General features: G+C 45.1%; 16 protein-coding genes and 1 other annotated feature. Of the genes, 11 read left to right on the top strand and 5 right to left on the bottom strand.

The features are described 5' to 3' along the window. Nucleotides 1–37: 37 nt before the first annotated feature. Complete coding sequence (gene uvrA / locus BUB28_RS07060) at nt 38–2,860, bottom strand: excinuclease ABC subunit UvrA (protein ID WP_072950166.1); 2,823 nt, start codon at nt 2,858–2,860, stop codon at nt 38–40. 291 nt (nt 2,861–3,151) lie between these two features. On the opposite strand from uvrA, the gene BUB28_RS07055 reads away from it, so the two are divergent. Then, on the top strand, nt 3,152–3,307 hold the full coding sequence (locus BUB28_RS07055) for a rubredoxin (protein WP_072950164.1): 156 nt from the start codon (nt 3,152–3,154) through the stop codon (nt 3,305–3,307). A gap of 37 nt (nt 3,308–3,344) precedes the next feature. On the opposite strand, the gene BUB28_RS07050 is transcribed toward BUB28_RS07055, so the two are convergent. Continuing rightward, nucleotides 3,345–4,814, bottom strand: a complete 1,470-nt coding sequence (locus BUB28_RS07050) for a DUF1846 domain-containing protein (protein WP_072950163.1) — start codon at nt 4,812–4,814, stop codon at nt 3,345–3,347. A 223-nt stretch (nt 4,815–5,037) separates the two neighbouring features. Between BUB28_RS07050 and BUB28_RS07045 the strand changes: the two genes are divergently transcribed. From BUB28_RS07045 to BUB28_RS07025, 5 genes are all read left to right on the top strand, one after another. Next, nucleotides 5,038–6,165 carry a GGDEF domain-containing protein gene (locus BUB28_RS07045; RefSeq protein ID WP_072950161.1) on the top strand — a complete coding sequence of 376 codons (1,128 nt, stop codon included), beginning with the start codon at nt 5,038–5,040 and terminating at the stop codon, nt 6,163–6,165. A gap of 52 nt (nt 6,166–6,217) precedes the next feature. Then, nucleotides 6,218–6,424, top strand: a binding site (T-box leader). Between the two features lie 49 nt (nt 6,425–6,473). Next, the gene (locus tag BUB28_RS07040) at nt 6,474–6,935 is read left to right on the top strand and encodes a hypothetical protein (RefSeq protein WP_072950159.1); all 462 of its coding nucleotides are present in this window, start codon (nt 6,474–6,476) and stop codon (nt 6,933–6,935) included. Nucleotides 6,936–7,031: 96 nt separating this feature from the next. Next, complete coding sequence (locus tag BUB28_RS07035) at nt 7,032–7,601, top strand: ATPase (protein ID WP_072950157.1); 570 nt, start codon at nt 7,032–7,034, stop codon at nt 7,599–7,601. Between the two features lie 19 nt (nt 7,602–7,620). Next, nucleotides 7,621–8,838 carry a tyrosine--tRNA ligase gene (tyrS, locus tag BUB28_RS07030; protein WP_072950155.1) on the top strand — a complete coding sequence of 406 codons (1,218 nt, stop codon included), beginning with the start codon at nt 7,621–7,623 and terminating at the stop codon, nt 8,836–8,838. A gap of 136 nt (nt 8,839–8,974) precedes the next feature. Beyond that, on the top strand, nt 8,975–9,535 hold the full coding sequence (locus BUB28_RS07025) for a prepilin-type N-terminal cleavage/methylation domain-containing protein (RefSeq protein ID WP_072950154.1): 561 nt from the start codon (nt 8,975–8,977) through the stop codon (nt 9,533–9,535). 52 nt (nt 9,536–9,587) lie between these two features. On the opposite strand, the gene BUB28_RS07020 is transcribed toward BUB28_RS07025, so the two are convergent. Further along, a complete protein-coding gene (locus tag BUB28_RS07020) occupies nt 9,588–10,070 on the bottom strand; it encodes a hypothetical protein (protein WP_207647088.1) in 483 nt (160 codons plus the stop codon). Between the two features lie 142 nt (nt 10,071–10,212). Then, nucleotides 10,213–11,184, bottom strand: coding sequence for an RING finger protein (locus tag BUB28_RS07015; RefSeq protein ID WP_072950150.1), 972 nt, complete (start codon nt 11,182–11,184; stop codon nt 10,213–10,215). 185 nt (nt 11,185–11,369) lie between these two features. On the opposite strand from BUB28_RS07015, the gene yfmF reads away from it, so the two are divergent. The 4 genes from yfmF to folD are packed head-to-tail and all read left to right on the top strand — an operon-like array spanning nt 11,370 to nt 15,939. Continuing rightward, the gene (gene yfmF, locus BUB28_RS07010) at nt 11,370–12,635 is read left to right on the top strand and encodes an EF-P 5-aminopentanol modification-associated protein YfmF (protein WP_072950148.1); all 1,266 of its coding nucleotides are present in this window, start codon (nt 11,370–11,372) and stop codon (nt 12,633–12,635) included. Beyond that, nucleotides 12,635–13,912: an EF-P 5-aminopentanol modification-associated protein YfmH gene (gene yfmH / locus BUB28_RS07005; protein WP_072950147.1), complete on the top strand. Its 1,278-nt coding sequence runs from the start codon at nt 12,635–12,637 to the stop codon at nt 13,910–13,912. The genes yfmF and yfmH overlap by 1 nt, the downstream gene beginning before the upstream one ends. Nucleotides 13,913–13,917: 5 nt before the next feature. Next, on the top strand, nt 13,918–15,081 hold the full coding sequence (gene lgt, locus BUB28_RS07000) for a prolipoprotein diacylglyceryl transferase (protein WP_072950145.1): 1,164 nt from the start codon (nt 13,918–13,920) through the stop codon (nt 15,079–15,081). Then, on the top strand, nt 15,082–15,939 hold the full coding sequence (gene folD, locus BUB28_RS06995; RefSeq protein WP_072950144.1) for a bifunctional methylenetetrahydrofolate dehydrogenase/methenyltetrahydrofolate cyclohydrolase FolD: 858 nt from the start codon (nt 15,082–15,084) through the stop codon (nt 15,937–15,939). 337 nt (nt 15,940–16,276) lie between these two features. Here the strand turns inward: folD and BUB28_RS06990 are convergent, their stop codons facing one another. Further along, complete coding sequence (locus BUB28_RS06990; protein WP_072950142.1) at nt 16,277–17,017, bottom strand: hypothetical protein; 741 nt, start codon at nt 17,015–17,017, stop codon at nt 16,277–16,279. A 531-nt stretch (nt 17,018–17,548) separates the two neighbouring features. On the opposite strand from BUB28_RS06990, the gene BUB28_RS06985 reads away from it, so the two are divergent. Further along, on the top strand, nt 17,549–19,075 hold the full coding sequence (locus BUB28_RS06985; RefSeq protein WP_242939956.1) for an MBOAT family O-acyltransferase: 1,527 nt from the start codon (nt 17,549–17,551) through the stop codon (nt 19,073–19,075). Nucleotides 19,076–19,081: the final 6 nt, after the last annotated feature.

Genomic DNA, 19,081 nt, shown 5'->3' with positions numbered 1-19,081 from the left:
GTATTCCCTCCGTATATGGGAGAGAATACTCTTATTTTTATTTAAGATACGGCTTCAGATACTGTCCTGTATAGGACTTTTCGCACTGTGCGACCTCCTCGGGAGTACCCTGTGCAACGATAGTACCGCCGCCGTCACCGCCTTCGGGTCCAAGATCAATGATATGATCCGCAACCTTTATAACGTTAAGGTTATGCTCGATAACAAGGACTGTATTTCCCTGATCCGTAAGCTTTTGCAGAACATCAATGAGCTTGTGTACATCGGCTGTATGAAGTCCCGTAGTAGGCTCATCAAGGATATAGATAGTATTGCCTGTGGAACGCTTTGAAAGCTCCGTTGACAGTTTAACACGCTGAGCCTCACCGCCCGACAGAGTAGTAGCAGGCTGACCTATCTTTATATAGCCCAGTCCTACCTCCTGTAAGGTTTTCAGCTTCTTTGCTATCTTGGGGATATGCTCGAAGAACTCAACGCCCTCGTCAACTGTCATTTCAAGCACATCATATATAGACTTTCCCTTGTAATGCACATCAAGGGTCTCGCGGTTGTACCTCTTTCCCTTGCAGACCTCGCAGGGAACGTAGATATCGGGCAGGAAGTGCATCTCTATCTTGATTATGCCATCGCCCTCGCAGGCTTCACAGCGTCCGCCCTTAACATTGAAGGAAAAGCGGCCGCTTGTATATCCGTGAGCCTTTGCATCGGGAGTTTTAGCAAAAAGTTCGCGTATATCGCCGAATACTCCCGTATAGGTAGCAGGATTTGAACGCGGGGTCCTGCCTATAGGCGACTGGTCTATACATATGACCTTATCAAGGTTCTCGATACCTTCCATTTCCTTGAATTTGCCGCATTTTGTCTTTGCACGGTTGAGCCTTGCAGCAAGGTGCTTATATATTATCTCATTGACAAGCGAGGATTTGCCCGAACCCGATACACCTGTAACACACACGAGCTCTCCGAGAGGTATCTGCACATCTACATTGTGGAGATTATGCTCGGAAGCCCCCTTTACAGTAAGGAATTTGCCGTTGCCGCTCCTGCGCTTTTCAGGCACCTCTATCTTCTTTCTGCCGCTGAGATACTGTCCTGTAATGGAGCTCTTGCATTTCAGCAGCTTGTCCACAGTTCCTGCGAACACCACTTCTCCGCCGTGTATACCTGCTCCGGGACCGATATCGACTATATAGTCGGCAGAGAGCATAGTATCGTCATCGTGCTCGACTACGATAAGGGTATTTCCAAGGTCGCGGAGTCTTTTCAGAGTAGCGATGAGCTTGTCGTTGTCACGCTGATGCAGACCTATGCTCGGCTCATCGAGGATATAGAGCACTCCCACCAGTGACGAGCCTATCTGTGTTGCAAGGCGTATACGCTGGCTCTCACCGCCCGAAAGAGTACCCGAAGAACGTGAAAGCGTAAGATATTCAAGTCCAACGCTTCCGAGGAAGCCGAGACGCTCCTTTATTTCCTTGATTATGCGCTCGCCCACAAAGGTATCGTGCTCCGAGAGCTTCAGCTCATTGAAGAATTTAAGCCCTTCCTTTACAGAAAGATCGGTAAGCTCGCTGATATTCTTATCCCCTACCGTGACTGCAAGGTACTCGTCACGAAGTCTTTTTCCCTTGCAGACAGGACAGCTCACCTCGCTCATATACTCCTCTATCTCGTTTCTTGACCATTCGCTTGAGGTCTCCTTGTATCGGCGTTCAAGGTTATTGATAACGCCCTCAAAGGGTGAGCGGTAGGTTCCGCCGCCCAGTGAGTTAGGTCGTTTAAGTTCGAGAGTCTCGTCACCTGTACCGTACAGGAAAAGGTCCAGCTGTTCCTTTTTCAGTTTCTTTACGGGAACATCGAGAGGAACGCCGTACTGCTCCGATATGGCGCGGTAATACATCATAGAGATAGAAGTCTCGTCAAGACTGTTCCAGCCCGATGCATTTATAGCCCCGTCCTCAATGGAAAGCTCCTTATTGGGCACTACAAGTTCAGGGTCGATATGTCTGAAAACACCAAGACCTGTACATTTCGGACAAGCTCCCACAGGGTTATTGAAGGAGAACATAACAGGTTCAAGCTCGCCAATGCTTATATTATGCTCGGGGCAGGCGTAATTCTGCGAGAAAAGTATCTCCTCGCCGCCGATAACGTCGGCTATGGCAAGTCCGCCCGTAAGATTGAAGATAGTTTCAAGGCTGTCGGCGATACGGGACTCTATCCCCTCCTTGATAACTATTCTGTCAACGATTATCTCGATATTATGCTTTTTGTTCTTGTCAAGCTTTATCTCCTCGGCAAGCTCATACATTATACCGTCAACTCTTACGCGGACAAATCCCGATCTTCTCGCACTTTCAAGCTCCTTTGCATACTGTCCCTTGCGGTTTCTGACAATAGGAGCAAGGAGCTGCAATTTTGTCCCCCCAGGCAGTGCCATAAGGGTATCCACCATCTGATCTACGGTCTGCTGTGAGATGACTCTTCCGCATACAGGACAGTGTGGAACGCCTATTCTTGCGTAAAGCAGACGGAGATAGTCGTATATCTCGGTAACAGTTCCCACAGTAGAACGGGGATTTTTCGAGGTAGTCTTCTGGTCAATGGATATAGCCGGAGAAAGCCCCTCTATACTGTCAACATCGGGCTTTTCCATTTGTCCGAGAAACATTCTTGCGTATGATGAAAGGCTCTCCACATAACGGCGCTGACCGTCGGCGTAGATAGTATCAAAGGCAAGGGAGGATTTTCCCGAGCCCGAAAGTCCCGTCATAACGATAAGGCGGTCACGGGGGAGCTCAAGGTCTATATTTTTAAGATTATTGGCTCTTGCGCCCTTAATGATTATTTTATCGGTCATATTGTACTCCTAAACAATACAAGTATATTCATTTTGCGTACAGATAGTATTATACCATAAATTTTATTAAAAATAAAGCTATCGAACATATTTTCTTCTTTTAACATAAAAATTCATAGTCCATGCCTTGATTTGTTCACAATATAACTATATAATAAGAATTAGCAACAATAAAAGGGATATTAAAGAATAGCTCGTAACGCAGACCTGCAATACTGAGCTGTCGTGTCTTTCCCCGTCATTGACGGGGAAAGGTATGCACGGCTATACCATGCAAAAGGAGGTGTTATTGTGGTATACGTATGTGACGCCTGCGGCTGGGAATACGACGAGGAGAAGGGTTCACCCGAAAACGGTATAGCTCCCGGCACAAAATTTGAAGATCTTCCCGATGATTTTGAATGTCCACTTTGCGGTGCAAGCAAAGAGATATTCTCCGAAACATAAAACACAAGCTCCGAAGCTAAGCTTCGGAGCTTTTTTATCACGATTCATATTTAGGCTCACAGGTAAGATTGATACCCAATCTCTTGAAGATACGCTCGTCAACAGCCGAAAGGATAACAGTTGAATGTACCTCGCAGTTGCGGAGCTTTGATATCTGCTCCATAGCCTTCTTTGCATTTTCATCTGTATTTGCGCAGATTGAAAGTGCTATGAGAGTCTCGTCCGTATGCATTCTCGGGTTGTTATTGCCGAGATGATTTACTTTAAGTGCCATGATAGGCTCGATAACGTGAGGAGACATAAGGAGTATATCATCGTCTATCTTTGCAAAATGCTTCAATGCATTTATAAGGAGCGCAGATACCGCACCGAGAAGATTTGAAGTACGTCCTGTAAGAACAGTACCGTCGGGGAGCTCCATAGCAGCCGCAGGGCCGCCTGTTTCCTTTTCCTTTTCAAGAGCAGCTGCAACGACCTTTCTATCCTCAACGGTAACGCTTGCCTGCTTCATAAGGAGCTCAAGCTTCATTACCTCCTCTTCGGAAATAAGTCCCTTACGGTAATCACACATACCTATGTAATAGCGGCGGATTATCTCCTGCTTTGCAGCCTCACTGACAGCCTCATCATCGACTATGCAGTTTCCTGCCATATTTACGCCCATATCCGTCGGCGACTTATATGGAGATTCGCCCAGTATCGTTTCAAACATTGCATTGAGCACGGGGAATATCTCCACATCACGGTTGTAGTTTACAGTTGTCTTACCGTAAGCTTCAAGGTGGAACGGGTCTATCATATTAACGTCGTTAAGGTCTGCTGTTGCAGCCTCGTAAGCGATATTAACGGGGTGACGGAGAGGAAGGTTCCAGATAGGGAATGTCTCGAACTTGGCATATCCTGCGTTAACGCCTCTCTTGTGCTCATGGTAGAGCTGAGAAAGACAGGTAGCCATTTTACCGCTTCCCGGTCCGGGAGCTGTTATAACTACGAGCCTGCGGCTTGTCTCGATATAATCGTTTCTGCCGTAGCCCTCATCGCTGATGATATACTGGAGATTAGAAGGATAGCCCTTGATGCTGTAATGGTGGTAGACCCTTACGCCAAGAGCCTCAAGTCTCTTCTGGAAAGCGTCAGCTGTAGGCTGACCTTCATAACGGGTAAGAACAACACTGCTGACATAAAGACCTATCTTTGTGAAAACATTGAAAAGACGAATAACGTCAACATCATATGTAATGCCAAGGTCGCCTCTGACCTTGTTTTTCTCGATGTCGTCAGAATTTATTACTATAACTATCTCTGCATCGTCTTTAAGCTGAAGAAGCATCTGGAGCTTACTGTCGGGCTTAAATCCCGGAAGCACTCTCGAAGCATGAAAATCATCGAAAAGCTTTCCGCCGAATTCAAGATAAAGCTTATCACCAAACTGTGATATACGCTGTCTGATGTGTTCAGACTGCATTTTGAGGTATTTTTCGTTGTCAAAACCGATTTTAAAACTCATTTATTATTCCTCCCGTTAAAATATCATAACTTATTATATATCAAACCATTTCAAATTTCAAGTACCCTGCCGAAAAAATCTTAAAACGGTAATAATTCATGGTAAAATCATTACAAATCCGAACATTTTAGGCATAATTTGTAAATTTTCAGTTAATCGCTTGTGCGAATATATATAATGTGTTATAATATGGTATGGTCTTCTAACGGGGAAGGAGGATTTTATGAATCTACAAGCTATCACAGTAACTAACCTTATAGGTGTAACGATACTCGTCGTACTTCTTATCAGCAGTTATCTTGTCCGTCAGCGCAGGCAGCTGAGCGACAGAGTCTTTTCTGCTATGATAGGCATTACCATAGCAGCCTGTATAGGTGAGACCGCCTCATTCTGGATAGACGGCAAAGCCTTTGCGGGAGCCCGCACCTTATCAGCTGTTATAAGCACGGCTTTATTCGCAATGAACATAACACTTTCATTCATGTGGTGTGTATACGTCGACCTCAGGCTTTATAAACAGAAAAGCCGCCTGAAAAAATATTACCTGCGTCTTGCGATACCGTCCGCAGCTCTTATCCTTGCACTTATCCCAAATCTTAAATTCGGATACCTTTTCAGCATTGACGAAAACAATGTTTACCACCGCCAGCCTCTCGGATACATTTACTTTTTCAGTGTATTCCTGTATCTCGGGCTGAGCGTTGTTGTGCGCTACAGATACTACAAAGGCTCACAGAAAGCAAAATTTTTCCCGATATGGATGTTTATTGCTCCTATCATCATAGGCTCAACGATACAGCTTTTCTTCTACGGCATATCCCTTGTATGGTGCTCGATAGCCATAGCTCTTGCAGGTACTTACATGAGCCTGCAAAACGAGCTTTCCTATATCGACCCTCTCACAAAGCTTTACAACCGCAATTACCTTGACCATATTCTTTCCGATATAGCAAGCAGAGGGGCTCACGTAGGCGGCATAATGATAGATATCGACTTTTTCAAGAGCATCAACGATATGTACGGTCATTCCACAGGAGATAAAGCCCTTATCAACGCCGCTGAGATAATAAGGAGCGCCAAGCCTGCAAAAAGCGTAGCTGTGCGCTTTGCAGGAGATGAATTCATCATCGTATCAGAAGCCGAAAACGAATTCGAGCTTCTCAATATCGAAAAAAGCATACGAAATCACCTTAGCAGGTTCAACGCCGAGGACAGAGCCGATTATCAGCTCTCCTTCTCAATAGGCAAAAGCCTTTTCGGTGACGACAGCACTATCGACAGATTCCTCAGCGAAATGGACGATAATATGTACTCCGAGAAAAGAAAGAAGCATTGCCGCTCCACAGCCTGAAATTCTGTGCTTGGCTCTTGACAAGTGCGGAAAGATATGATATGATTATCAGGTAAATACTGTGAACGAATAAAACCTGTGCAGTGCCCGATACAGAGAGTTCCCGTTAGGTGTGAGGGAATGACGGCGTACAGAGACCTACATTCGGGAGTTGCCGCGCTGAATCTCAGTAGGTGCGGACGGGCAGCCCGTTACAGCTTCTCGAGTTCCGTATATACGGAAAAATCGGGGTGGTACCGCGAGTAACTTCGCCCCCGAACAGTTCTTGCTGTTCGGGGGCTTTTATTTTTCGGAGAGGAGTATGCAACATGAAAAAAGCAATAGGATATCTCAGTCTTTCGCTGATAGTGTTCCTTGTTCCGCTTTTATTCCTGTATATCGGCTTTACAAGTCCTGCCAAATCAGGAGCCGACTCCCCTTTCATACGCATGATAATATGCACATTGCTGTGCTTTTTATTTACTTCGCTTTTCACAAGATATATACACCCGTTTTCAGGGCTTGCAGGTCTTGACAGCGCAAACCTGAACCTCGGCTTTACAATAGCCATAATCCTTGCCGTTTTCGTGGAATTCGTCACCTTCGGCAATACCACCGTAGAACCCTACATGGAAGGACTTGTACAAAAGAACACAGGCAAACTCGGTGAAGGCTTATACAGCTATATTAAATATGTATTCATGGGCGGACAGCTCCTCGTTGCAGTCCGTACCTTCCTGCACTCCGCATTTCTCGGTCTGCTGAAAGCAATTATGAAGCACGCCGACTGAATATTATCCCCGAAAGGTCGTGATATACATGAAAACGCCCGACGTTTTCATTGCTTATGCATATAAAACTCTTTTTTTCTGTAAAGGCGGTGAAATATGAAAACCTATACCATAATCGGTGGAGTCAACGGTGTCGGAAAAAGCAGCTTTACAGGCGTCCTCGTCCGCAAAACCGATGACCTCGGTATAATAATAGATACCGACAAGCTCAATGCCGAGTTTGACGGCGACCGTATACAGGGCGGAAAAAAAGCTATAGCTCTTATGGAAGAATGTCTTGAAAAGGGGCTGAGCTTCACTCAAGAAACTACTCTTTCAGGAGTAAGAACACTGAAAACCATACGCCGCGCTATCGAACTGGATTATCATATAAGGCTTTACTATATAGGTGTAAGCTCCTGTGAGGAAAGCCTGCTTCGTATTGCCAACAGGGTACGCAAAGGCGGACATGATATACCGTCAGAGGACGTACAGCGCAGATACGAAAAACGTTTCAGTGACCTTGCCGCTGTGCTCCCCTATTGCAGCGAGGCTGAATTCTGGGATAACGAGAATGGCTTCGTTAATGTAGGCGAATACAAAAACGGCAGCCTTGTAATATACGGCAACGAACCGCCTGAATGGCTCACAGAGCTAAAAAAGCTTATCAACAATAATGAATTATAATATAAAGGAGAAATAAATAATGACTACTTTTGAAGAACTCAAGCGCAGAGGTCTCCTCGCGCAGCTCACAGACGAAAAGGAAATCGAGGAGCTTGTCAACGCAGGCAAGGCTACCTTCTACATTGGCTTCGACCCAACAGCCGATTCTCTCCACGTTGGTCACTTCATGGCACTCTGCCTTATGAAGCGTCTCCAGATGGCAGGCAATAAGCCTATCGTACTCATCGGCGGCGGTACTGCCATGATCGGCGACCCCTCGGGCAAGACCGATATGCGTAAGATGATGACTCCCGAAACTATCCAGCACAACGTTGACTGCTTCAAGAAGCAGATGAGCCGTTTCATCGACTTCTCCGAGGACAAGGCTATCATCGTAAACAACGCTGACTGGCTCATGAAGCTCAATTACATAGAGCTTCTCCGCGATGTTGGAGCTCATTTCAGCGTAAACCGTATGCTCTCACATGAGTGCTACAAGCAGCGTATGGAGCGCGGTCTCACCTTCCTCGAATTCAACTACATGATTATGCAGAGCTACGACTTCCTCGAACTCTTCCAGAAATACGGCTGTAATATGCAGTTCGGCGGCGATGACCAGTGGGCAAATATGCTTGGCGGTACAGAGCTTATCAGAAGAAAGCTGGGCAAGGACGCTTACGCTATGACCATAACCCTTCTCCTCAACTCCGAAGGCAAGAAAATGGGCAAGACCGAAAAGGGCGCAGTATGGCTCGATCCAGAAAAGACCACACCTTACGAGTTCTTCCAGTACTGGAGAAACGTTGACGACGCTGACGTTATCAAGTGCCTTAAAATGCTCACATTCGTACCTGTAGAGCAGATCGAGGAAATGGAAAAGACAATGGAAGGCGCACAGTTCAACGCTGCTAAGGAGCTTCTTGCTTACGAGCTCACAAAGCTGGTACACGGCGAGGAAGAGGCTGAAAAGGCAAAGGCTGCTGCAAAGGCACTCTTCGGCGGAAGCGGCTCAAACGAGAATATGCCTGTTGCAGAGATAGACTCAGCTGACCTTACAGACGGTTCTATCGGACTCCTCAACCTCCTCGTAAAGGCTGAGCTTGCTCCATCTGTATCAGAGGCAAGACGACTTGTACAGCAGGGCGGTATCACAGTCAACGACGAGAAAAAGACAGATCCTAAGGAAATGATAAAGCTTGAAGGCGAAATAATAGTCCGCAAGGGCAAGAAGGCTTTCAAAAAGGTAGTAACAAAATAATACAGGTCGTAATATTTAAAAACAGCTATACAGCTTTATTAAATTTTCTTTAATAAGCTCTTGACAATGACAATAAAACATCGTATAATAAAGAAAAATCATCATTATTTTGCATTATAAGTTAGGGGGAATTTATATGGCAAAATTCAGAAAATATGGTTTTACACTTATCGAGCTTATTGTCGTAATTGCGATAATAGCTGTACTGGCTGCAATTCTTGTACCGTCTGTAATGGGCTACGTAAAGAAGTCGAAGCGAACAGCTGATATTACAAGTGCAAAAACTATATACGACACCGTTATGGCTGTAATCGCAGATAATGAAGAAGCAGCAGAATCTTACACAAGCAATAATAATTCTACTCAAAAAACAGTAAAATACAATGGAAAAGCTAAAACATATACGCTCTTCACAGTATGCACAAAGGACGGCGCTGCCAATAAAGGCGGCAACCACTCACTCTGGAGCGGCGGAAGTGCCGATGCAAAGTTATTTCAGGACGCACTCAATGCGCTTGCAGGAGATGGAAAAACACCTATAAAATATAATACGTCCGCAACAGGCAAGCCGCTTAACCGCTGGTTTGTATGTTATCGTGACGGAGATGCTCTCAATACCGAGATATGGGTTGGAGATGGAACAACAAATATGCCGATGTACAGGCTCTGGCCTGATACAGATGCAGACTACAAATAAGCATAATAATGATGAAAGCCCTGTGTACACCAAGTACACAGGGCTATTTTTTTCAGCTGTAATTGTAAAATGCCATGAACGATTCCGAACTGTATCCGCAGGCTGAAAAACGTTTTTCAACATCTTCCGCGGATATAGCACTTCTTATAGTGCCGGAGGTCTTGGAATAGACCTTCTTTTCATCGTCTGTCATTTCGCTCTTGCTTTTATTGAGCATGAGCATATTATAATTTGTTTTCAGATCCACCATTCCGTCTGCGACAATATATTCCGCAAGCTGCGATCTCAGGTAGTAATAATCCACATCACCGCTTTTGCAGATAAACACTATCTGCGAAGGTGTGTACGAATTACACCCCGAATAGCTGCCGCCGTTATAATCCATTACCTTTTTCTTGCCCCTGAAAACCTTTACTCTTGTATTGTTTTCGGGATAATTTGTCTGCTCGCAGTAATTCACGAGATAATCTTCGCCGAGACTGTTGACTATCTGATAGGTATATGTAGGATAGTCCTGAACGCCGCAGCTAAACAAAAAGATACATAAAAAAGGCAGTAGCACAAAATATGCTTTTTTCAGCCTCAAAACATATCCCCCCAGTATGTGATATGCATATCCGCAAGGGATATGCACATATTATTATTTCTTATCAGATCATTCATGCCTGTATAAACTCTTACATAAGACACAATGAACTGAAATCCTTGATAGTTGCTGCCATTTCAAAACCGTAGTAAAGTGCAGCTATAACAACGAATCCTATACCGTACTTTATTGCAGTGATTATTAGCATATTGAGCGGTCTGATACCGCCTGCGGTCTTTATCATGGAAGCAGGTCTGCCGCTGGTCTTGTGTTTTTTCAGCGAATTCATTGCAAAGCGGAAGTACAGCCAGTTGGCAAACAAACAGAACAGTGCTCTTACGCCGATATCAGCCACGATACATATATCGCTCACAGCCTGTATTATATGCTTGTTGCTGGAAACAAAGTTTGCCAGTCCGTCAGGGAATTCCTCGATATACAGCAGAAGATCGGCGGGAAGATTGAACAGTACCCCGAGAATTGCTGCAAGTATAGCCCAGCCCCACATTTTTCTGTTTGCAAAATAAAGTGCAGGGAATACGAGACTAAAAAAGTTGAATGATGGCTTTGCACCGTCGTCCTTCATGCGTTTGAATTTCGGCAGATAATATATAGTGCTCGGACCTACGAAATCAGTTACCTCCTGCATAGACGCACCGCCCATATCCTCGTTCGGATCAAGCCCGAGGTACTTTATAGGATCAATAAGTCCTTCCATTTCCGATGTAAACGGATCACGAATATTACCGTTATTGCTGTCAGAAGTATTCTCGTCCTGAGAAACAAGAGATACATCGGCTATCTCAGCACCGCATCTCTGACAGTTGCTGTCAGAAACTCTGTTAGGATAATTGCAAACGGGACAAACCTTGTAAAGCGGCTTGTTCTGCACCTTTCTTTCCCATTTTCTGCCTTCGGAATGATATTCCTCATTGGCACATTTATTCTCAGCAGCATAACATTTTCTGTGATGAGGCGTACCACATTCAGGGCAAACTACAATATCGTCCTCGGCTGTGAAGCTCTCTCCGCAGACAGGACATTTTTCGCCTTTATAATCCATACTCTGCCTCCTTTTTCCAATGCATACAATTTACTAACTTATATTATACCACTTTCATTAAGTTAAATCAAGTATTTTACAGGATTATCACAAAAAATGAAAAAATTGCAAAAATACTATGGTAATTTATTTTTAATTGTGTTATAATATATTGTATAGCTTTTTAGGATTGGAGTGTAAGCCTGATGATATATAAACGGTCAGAGTTGGGCGATAATATCGGATTTACAACCATTATTGACGATAAATTCAAGTCCAGTTCCCTTGCAGTCTATTTTCTCACCGAGCTGAGTGAAGAGACCGCAGCCGTAAACAACCTTGGAATAACTATTCTTACCTTTTCCAGCCGTCAGTACAGAACCTATGCCTCACTGTGTGAAAAGCTTTCAGAGCTTTACGGTGCAGGGCTCGGTTCTATAGCGCGAAAAAAAGGCGATGCCCAGATACTTGGTCTGAAAGCCTCATGGCTTGATAACAAGTACGCTATCGACGGCGAGGACATATGCGGAGAAATGCGCAAGCTGATACACGGCTGCCTTTTCGAACCCAATGTCAACGGAAATGCATTTGATGCAGAGTCCTTCAATATAGTGAAAAAAGACCTCATCGACAGGATAGACGGTGAGCTCAATCAGAAGCGCAGCTACGCCATATCGAAGGCTGCAAAGACCGCCTTCCGCGGTGAACCTGCCGAGTGTACAGGCTACGGAAGCCGTGAAGCAGCCCTTTCCGCAACTTCCGAGAACGCACTCAAAGCGTATCGTGAGCTTATGAAAACCGCTCAGATAGAGATATATTACGTTTCTCCCCGTGAGGACAACAGCTTTGCGGAGATGTTCACCGAAAGCTTCGGCAGCATTGAAAGAGCCCCGAAAAAGGTAAGCATACGCAATCACAGCCCTCTGAAACCCGAGCCTGAGCACGTTTCTGAGGAATTTGACGTAAACCAGTGCAAAATGGTACTCGCCTTCAAAACCGAGTCCGACGACAAATACGCACTGAAAATGCTCAGCATCATCTACGGCGAAATGCCGTTCTCAAAGCTTTTCCTCAACGTAAGAGAAAAGCTCAGCCTTTGTTATTACTGCGTCAGCACTTCTGTTTCCGCAAAGGGAACATTCTTTGTGGACAGCGGCATCGAGCGTGAAAATATCGACAAAGCCCGCAATGAGATAATGGCTCAGCTTGAGGAAATAAAAAAAGGCAATATCACAGACGAGGAGATAGAAAGCTCTCTTATGGCGCTGGATAACGCTGTATTGCAGATAGGCGACACCGCTTCCTCTTATATAAGCTGGTTCTTCGACTGCTTCAGCGACGGCAAGCTCATAACTCCCGAGGAGCATTTCAACGAGTTCAAGGCTGTTACCAAGGAAAGGATAGTTCAGGCGGCAAACTCATTGAAGCTTGACACCGTATATCTTATGCTCGACAAGGAGGTGCAGGAGTAATGAAAAAGGATATCCTTACAAGCTCCCGCACAGGCGACAGCTGTATACACATAAAGCACAAAAGCGGACTTGATATATATATATGTGAAATGAAGGGCTTCAGCAGTATCGAAGCCATGTTCGGAACTAAATACGGCTCTGTGAACACCATGTTCAAGACTGCCGCAGACAAGGATTACACCACCGTCCCAGAGGGCATCGCCCACTTCCTCGAACACAAGCTTTTCGAGAATGAGGACTGCGGAGTATTTGAGCTTTATGCCAGAACAGGCGCATCAGGCAACGCATTTACCTCCTTTGACAAGACCTGCTACCTGTTCAGCTGCTCAAAGAACTATGAGGAAAACCTGAAAATACTGCTGGATTTCGTCCAGAAGCCCTATTTCACAAAGGAAAACGTAGACAAGGAAATGGGTATCATCGGTCAGGAGATAAAAATGACCAATGACAATCCCGAATGGCGTGTATTCTTCAATATGCTCAGAGGAATGTACCACGCCCACCCTGTAAAAATAGACATCGCAGGCACTGTTGAAAGTATCTCTCATATCGACGCAGACCTGCTGTACAAGTGCTATGATACGTTCTATAATCTGAATAATATGGTACTTTCTATCGCAGGCAACATCAGTGCGGACAAGGTACTGGAAATATGCGACAGCTGCCTGCGTCCATGCGCCGACAAGGGACTCGAAACCGTTTTCCCTGACGAGCCTGCTGAGATAGTTCAGGCGGAAATACGCGAAAAACAGCCTGTAGGCGCTTCAATTTTCAACTTAGGCTGCAAATGCACTGCAAAGAGCGGCTACGAGCGCCTTAAAGATATGACCGCAGCTTCTATAGCCACTTCCCTGCTTTCAGACCCTGCACTTCCCATGTGCGAGAGGCTTCTCAAGGAAGAGGTCATCAATTCCACCTTCGGCGGCGAGGTTTTCTACGGAGATAACTACTTTACCGTGATATTCTCGGGCGAGTCCGACGAACCCGAAAAAATAAGAGAAGCTCTTTTTGCCGAGACAGACCGCCTTATAAACGAGGGCATAAACGAAAAGGACTTCCAGAGGATAAAGAAATCCTCATACGGCATGATGGTCTGCGAGCTCAACAACGTTGAAGCCGTAGCAAATCTCATGCTCAATGCTCATATAGACGGCGTAAAGCCATATGACGCAATAGAAGTGCTGTCAGAGATGACGAGCAATGATGTTATTGATTTTATGCGCAGAGAAATGCGCAGGGACAGATGTGTACTGTCCATAATAGAAAAGGAGGCATAATTTTAATGTCAACAGAAACACTTTTAGACCCAAACGAAATACAATTCCCCGAGCTGGGCTGGAAATTCCACATTGATCCTACCGCATTTTCTATCGGCGGCGTACACATACAATGGTACGGAATACTGATAACAATCGGACTTATCCTTGCGGTCGTCTACGCTCTGCCGAGAATGAAACGCTTCGGACTTGATGCAGACAGAGCTATAGACGCTGTTATCGGCGGTGTTATCGGCGGTATCATCGGAGCCCGTTTATACTACGTCTTTATGCGCTGGGACGAATACAACAAGGGTTCGTTCGGCGAGACACTCAAAGCTGTGATAAACACCAGAAACGGCGGACTTGCCATTTACGGCGGCATCATAGGTGCGCTCCTTGTCGGTCTTATAATATGTAAGATACGAAAAGTCAAGATGCTCCCCATGCTGGATATAACCGTTATCGGCTTCCTCATCGGACAGGGTATCGGACGCTGGGGCAACTTCGTAAACCAGGAGGCATTCGGAACCAACACCTCCTCATTCCTCGGTATGACAGGCGGCACTATCCAGCGTACTATCAGCGACAGTATGCAGATAGGCGGAGATATGTACCAAGAGGGCGTTGAAATGCTCTGGGAAAAGCCCGTACACCCCTGCTTCTTATATGAGTCATTATGGTGTCTGCTGGGATTTGTTATCCTCGCCTTCTGGTCAAAGCGCAGAAAGTACGATGGACAGCTCTTCCTCATGTACCTTGCATGGTACGGCGCTGAGCGCTTCGTAGTCGAAGGTATGCGCACAGACAGCCTTATGCTCGGCAATATCCGCGTATCTCAGGCACTTTCAGCTATCATATTCATTGTATCTGTGATACTCCAGATCATATTCTTTGCAAAGAGAAAGCGTGATCCAGAGAGCATGGTGCTTTACGCAAATACAGAGGAATCCCACCGCCTTATAGAGGAGTCCCGCAGAAAGCGCATGGGTATCACCGGCGAAGACGCAAAAACAGGAAACAACGACGATGATGACGATGACCTCGACATTTTCAACGACGATGACGACGACTTCGACGAGAGCGAGCTTGACGACCTTGACGATGACAACGATCTCGATGACGACATCGAAGAAATAAAAGCTAACAATGAGGACGAACAGTCCGACAGCCATAAGGAGGACAAATAAATGGCACAGTTAATAGACGGAAAAGCAGTTTCCGCAGCAGTAAAGGCTGAGGTAGCAGAAGAAACAGCTAAGCTCAGAGATGAAAAGGGACTCAAGGTAGGTCTTGCAGTAGTTATCGTAGGAAACGATCCTGCATCAAGAGTCTATGTAAACAACAAGAAGAAGGCTTGCGAGGCTGTTGGCTTCCAGTCATATGAGTATGCTCTTGACGAGACAACAACACAGGAGCAGCTCCTCGACCTTGTAAATGTACTTAACCGTGACGACAGAGTAAACGGCATACTTGTACAGCTCCCTCTGCCTAAGCATATCGACGAAAAGGCAGTTATCAACGCTATATCACCTGATAAGGACGTTGACGCTTTCCACCCTATCAACGTAGGAAAGATAATGATAGGCGAATATTCTTTCCTGCCATGCACTCCCGCAGGCGTTATGCGCCTTATTGAGAGCACAGGCACAGATATCACAGGCAAGCAGTGCGTAGTTATCGGCAGAAGCAATATCGTAGGCAAGCCGCAGGCAATGCTCCTTCTCCAGAAGAACGGCACAGTTACTATCTGCCACTCAAAGACCAAGAACCTCAAGGAGATATGCCTCGGTGCAGATATACTCGTAGTTGCTATCGGTCGTGCTAACTTCGTTACAGGCGACATGATAAAGGAAGGCGCAGTAGTTATCGACGTAGGCATGAACCGTCTTGAAAACGGCAAGCTCTGCGGAGATGTAGAGTTCGAGTCTGCTGAGAAGAAGGCTTCATTCATTACTCCTGTTCCCGGCGGCGTAGGTCCTATGACTATCGCAATGCTTATGAAGAACACTCTCACAGCCGCAAAACAGCAGGCAGGTATTGAGTAATATGTAGGGAACGCCGTACTCGGCGTTCCTTTTTTTGTAGGGGACGGTGACTCCCTACAGTGTATGGAGATGTCAGCAAAGCTGACAGAGGGTCGCGGCTTCTGTTGGAAGTCCTCGACGTCCCGAGCCCTTAGCTTTTAGCAGAACTAAGAACTAAGCCATGTAGGGGCTGCCTTTGGCAGTCCGCAAGTCTCAAAAAGACCTCAAATGACCATTTGTAGGGGCGAACATCGTTCGCCCGAAATAGCCGCAAAAACTAACGGGCGCACACTGTGCGCCCCTACAGACAGAAAAAACGCAGCAGGTATTATCCTTGCTGCGCTGTGTTTTTATTATGTCATGAAGTCCATGTCATATTCACACCAATAATTGTCCAATCATTATTGTTATCAAAGCTAAAAACGATGCTTCTTTCCTCGTCGGTGAAAACAGTTGATGTTTCTGTATAAAAGAATCCATTTTCACCTTTTTTGTAAGTCGGTTCGCCGCTGTTTGCGGTAAGTTCATCTGCTGTAAGATTATAAGGGAAAGCAAATTCAAAACCATTGCAGTATTCCCCGTTTTTCTTATCAAGTTTGCTGCCATCATAGCTTATATAACAGAGAACACAGTCTTTCATCGGCGTTCCTTCCTCTTTAAGATTGCAGAAATATAAATTGCAATATGCTTCAGAATTTCCTAAAGATACGGTATATTCAATTGCACAGCCAGCCTCATGCGGACTACCATGAAAGCTTTCTTTCCACACCTTATCGTAATTGTCCTTTGGCTCTAAGCCTGCGTCAAGGAAATCCTGTAATGTAGATACGCCGAGCGTCATCAAATGACCGTTATACTTAAAACTCATGTTATTAAAGTCAACGTATTTGTCGCTGAGCTCTGTTGGAACAGCAGCCTCTGTTACGGCTTCTGTTGCAGTCTCTGTAGCTTCTGTTTCTGCTTCTTTTGCCTCTGTAGCTTCGGCAGTTGTTGTAGCCTCGGTTGCCTTTTCCGAAGTCTTTTCGCTTGTTTTAGACTCGCCGCAGGCTGTAAGTACCAGTGCTGCAATGAGCGCTGCTGCGATAAACTGTTTCTTCATGTAAATTTCTCCTTTTTTGCCCGTTATATGGCTTTACTCGTTGTCAATTATAGCACCGAACCGAAGCAACGTCAACAAAAAGCCAAAAAATCAACCATTAAATCGTGATTGTACGCAAATAATGTAAAAATAAAACCAAAATAATTATAAACATTGCTTACCCATATTTGCACAGCAGCGCAAGTATTGCGGTCGTTCCTACACTACTCTCTACTTACTACTAACTGGCGGACTGCCAAAGGCAGCCCCTACACGGCTTAGTTCTTAGCTCTTAGTTCTGCTAACGGCTAAGGGCTAAAGGCTAACGGCTCTAATATAGTCGGAAATGGCAAAAAAATCTCCTTTTCGATGACTGTTTACTGCAAATTGCTACATTATTCCAAAGGTATTGACATTTAAATATCAAACGTGTAAAATATAAATGTATGAGTTTTTATACTGCTATTTTCCGCAGATAACACACAAAGCTGAGTTCTGCGTTTTGATAATAAATGAATTAATTAAAGGGTGGTTTATTTGGTCTTCAGCAGCTTGGAATTTATTTTCATTTTCCTGCCTGTTTTTATGATAGCCTATGCGGCATCTAAAAAGAAATACAGAAATTTCGTATTATTGATTGGAAGCTCGGTCGCGGGATACGAGATTTTCCACACTCTCGGATATACAAAGCCGCTTCATATAATGATTTTCTTGCTGGCGGTGCTTTTGATCTTCCTGAAAGCAAATACGTGCTCGCGGATAGAATATCAAAATCTTATAATATTCGCAGGAAGCGTTTTATTCTACAGCTTCGGCGTAAGAAAGCCTGTTTACATCTTTCTTTTCCTGCTTACGACTCTGCTTAACTTCATAGTAGCGCAGTTTATTGAAAACAGCCGCCATGCCAAAAAGGCATGGCTGTTCTTTGGTGTGGCATTCAACTTCTGGTGGCTCATATTCTTCAAATACTGGTCATTCGGCACCGAGAATATCAACACTCTTTTCCACCAGAGCCTGACAGTTAAAGATATTATCCTCCCTATAGGCATAAGCTTCTATACCTTCCAGAACGTATCCTATATAGCCGATGTTTTCAGAGGAAAAGCTAAGGCTGAGAAAAGTCTTGTGAACTACGGTGCATATATCAGTATGTTCCCACAGCTTATTGCAGGTCCTATCGTAACATACGACCATGTTGCAAAGGAGCTCAGAAACCGTAAACACACCATGAGCAAGGTTGAGGACGGTCTAAAGACATTTACCATTGGTCTCGGATATAAGGTGCTTATCGCAAACCAGATAGGCGGACTTTGGAGCGATATCTCCATGATAGGCTACGAAAGTATCTCCTCAAAGCTTGCATGGCTTGGCATATTCGCTTATTCCTTCCAGCTCTACTTCGATTTCTGCGGCTATTCCCTCATGGCGATAGGTCTCGGAAAGATAATGGGCTTCGATCTTCCCCGAAACTTCGACCACCCTTACCTCTCCCTCACTATGACGGAGTTCTGGAGAAGGTGGCATATGACCCTCGGTACATGGTTCAAGGAATACATATATATCCCCCTTGGCGGAAACAGAAAGGGCAGCGCTGCTACGATCAGGAATACATTTATCGTATGGCTTTTCACAGGTCTGTGGCACGGCGCAAGCTGGAACTTCGTACTCTGGGGACTTATTCTCTTTGCAATAATAATGACAGAAAAGAACTGGACAGGCAAGGTACTGAATAAGATCAAGCCTCTCGGACACGCCTATATGTTCTTCGTGATACCGCTTACATGGCTTATCTTCGCCATTACGGACTTCCATGAACTTGGCATATACTTCAGGAGACTTCTTCCATTCCTGCCGCAGAAGACCTATGCTGTACTTGACAATGACTATGTAAAATACTGGGGAATATACTGGAAATACTTCGCAGCAGGCATCATCTTCTCAACAACGCTTCCTCAGAAGCTTTACAAAAAGATGAAAAATTCCCCGTTCACTGCAATCGTTCTTCTGGCAGTATTCTGGGCATCTGTCTACTGTATGTACAAAGGACTCGATGACCCGTTCATGTATTTCAGATTTTAAGGAGAG

It is taken from the genome of Ruminococcus flavefaciens (assembly GCF_900143025.1).
Classification (GTDB): domain Bacteria; phylum Bacillota; class Clostridia; order Oscillospirales; family Ruminococcaceae; genus Ruminococcus; species Ruminococcus flavefaciens_I.
Note: the sequence above shows the minus strand (reverse complement) of the source record. Positions and strands in the feature narration are given on the sequence as shown.

Coding starts and splice junctions, on each gene's coding strand:
- BUB28_RS07015 (WP_072950150.1), bottom strand. CDS start 11,184: ATGGATTATAAAGGCGAAAAATGTCCTGTCTGCGGAGAGAGCTTCACA.
- yfmH (WP_072950147.1), top strand. CDS start 12,635: ATGAAAAAGGATATCCTTACAAGCTCCCGCACAGGCGACAGCTGTATA.
- lgt (WP_072950145.1), top strand. CDS start 13,918: ATGTCAACAGAAACACTTTTAGACCCAAACGAAATACAATTCCCCGAG.
- BUB28_RS07035 (WP_072950157.1), top strand. CDS start 7,032: ATGAAAACCTATACCATAATCGGTGGAGTCAACGGTGTCGGAAAAAGC.
- folD (WP_072950144.1), top strand. CDS start 15,082: ATGGCACAGTTAATAGACGGAAAAGCAGTTTCCGCAGCAGTAAAGGCT.
- tyrS (WP_072950155.1), top strand. CDS start 7,621: ATGACTACTTTTGAAGAACTCAAGCGCAGAGGTCTCCTCGCGCAGCTC.
- yfmF (WP_072950148.1), top strand. CDS start 11,370: ATGATATATAAACGGTCAGAGTTGGGCGATAATATCGGATTTACAACC.
- BUB28_RS07025 (WP_072950154.1), top strand. CDS start 8,975: ATGGCAAAATTCAGAAAATATGGTTTTACACTTATCGAGCTTATTGTC.
- BUB28_RS07050 (WP_072950163.1), bottom strand. CDS start 4,814: ATGAGTTTTAAAATCGGTTTTGACAACGAAAAATACCTCAAAATGCAG.
- BUB28_RS06990 (WP_072950142.1), bottom strand. CDS start 17,017: ATGAAGAAACAGTTTATCGCAGCAGCGCTCATTGCAGCACTGGTACTT.
- uvrA (WP_072950166.1), bottom strand. CDS start 2,860: ATGACCGATAAAATAATCATTAAGGGCGCAAGAGCCAATAATCTTAAA.
- BUB28_RS07040 (WP_072950159.1), top strand. CDS start 6,474: ATGAAAAAAGCAATAGGATATCTCAGTCTTTCGCTGATAGTGTTCCTT.
- BUB28_RS07045 (WP_072950161.1), top strand. CDS start 5,038: ATGAATCTACAAGCTATCACAGTAACTAACCTTATAGGTGTAACGATA.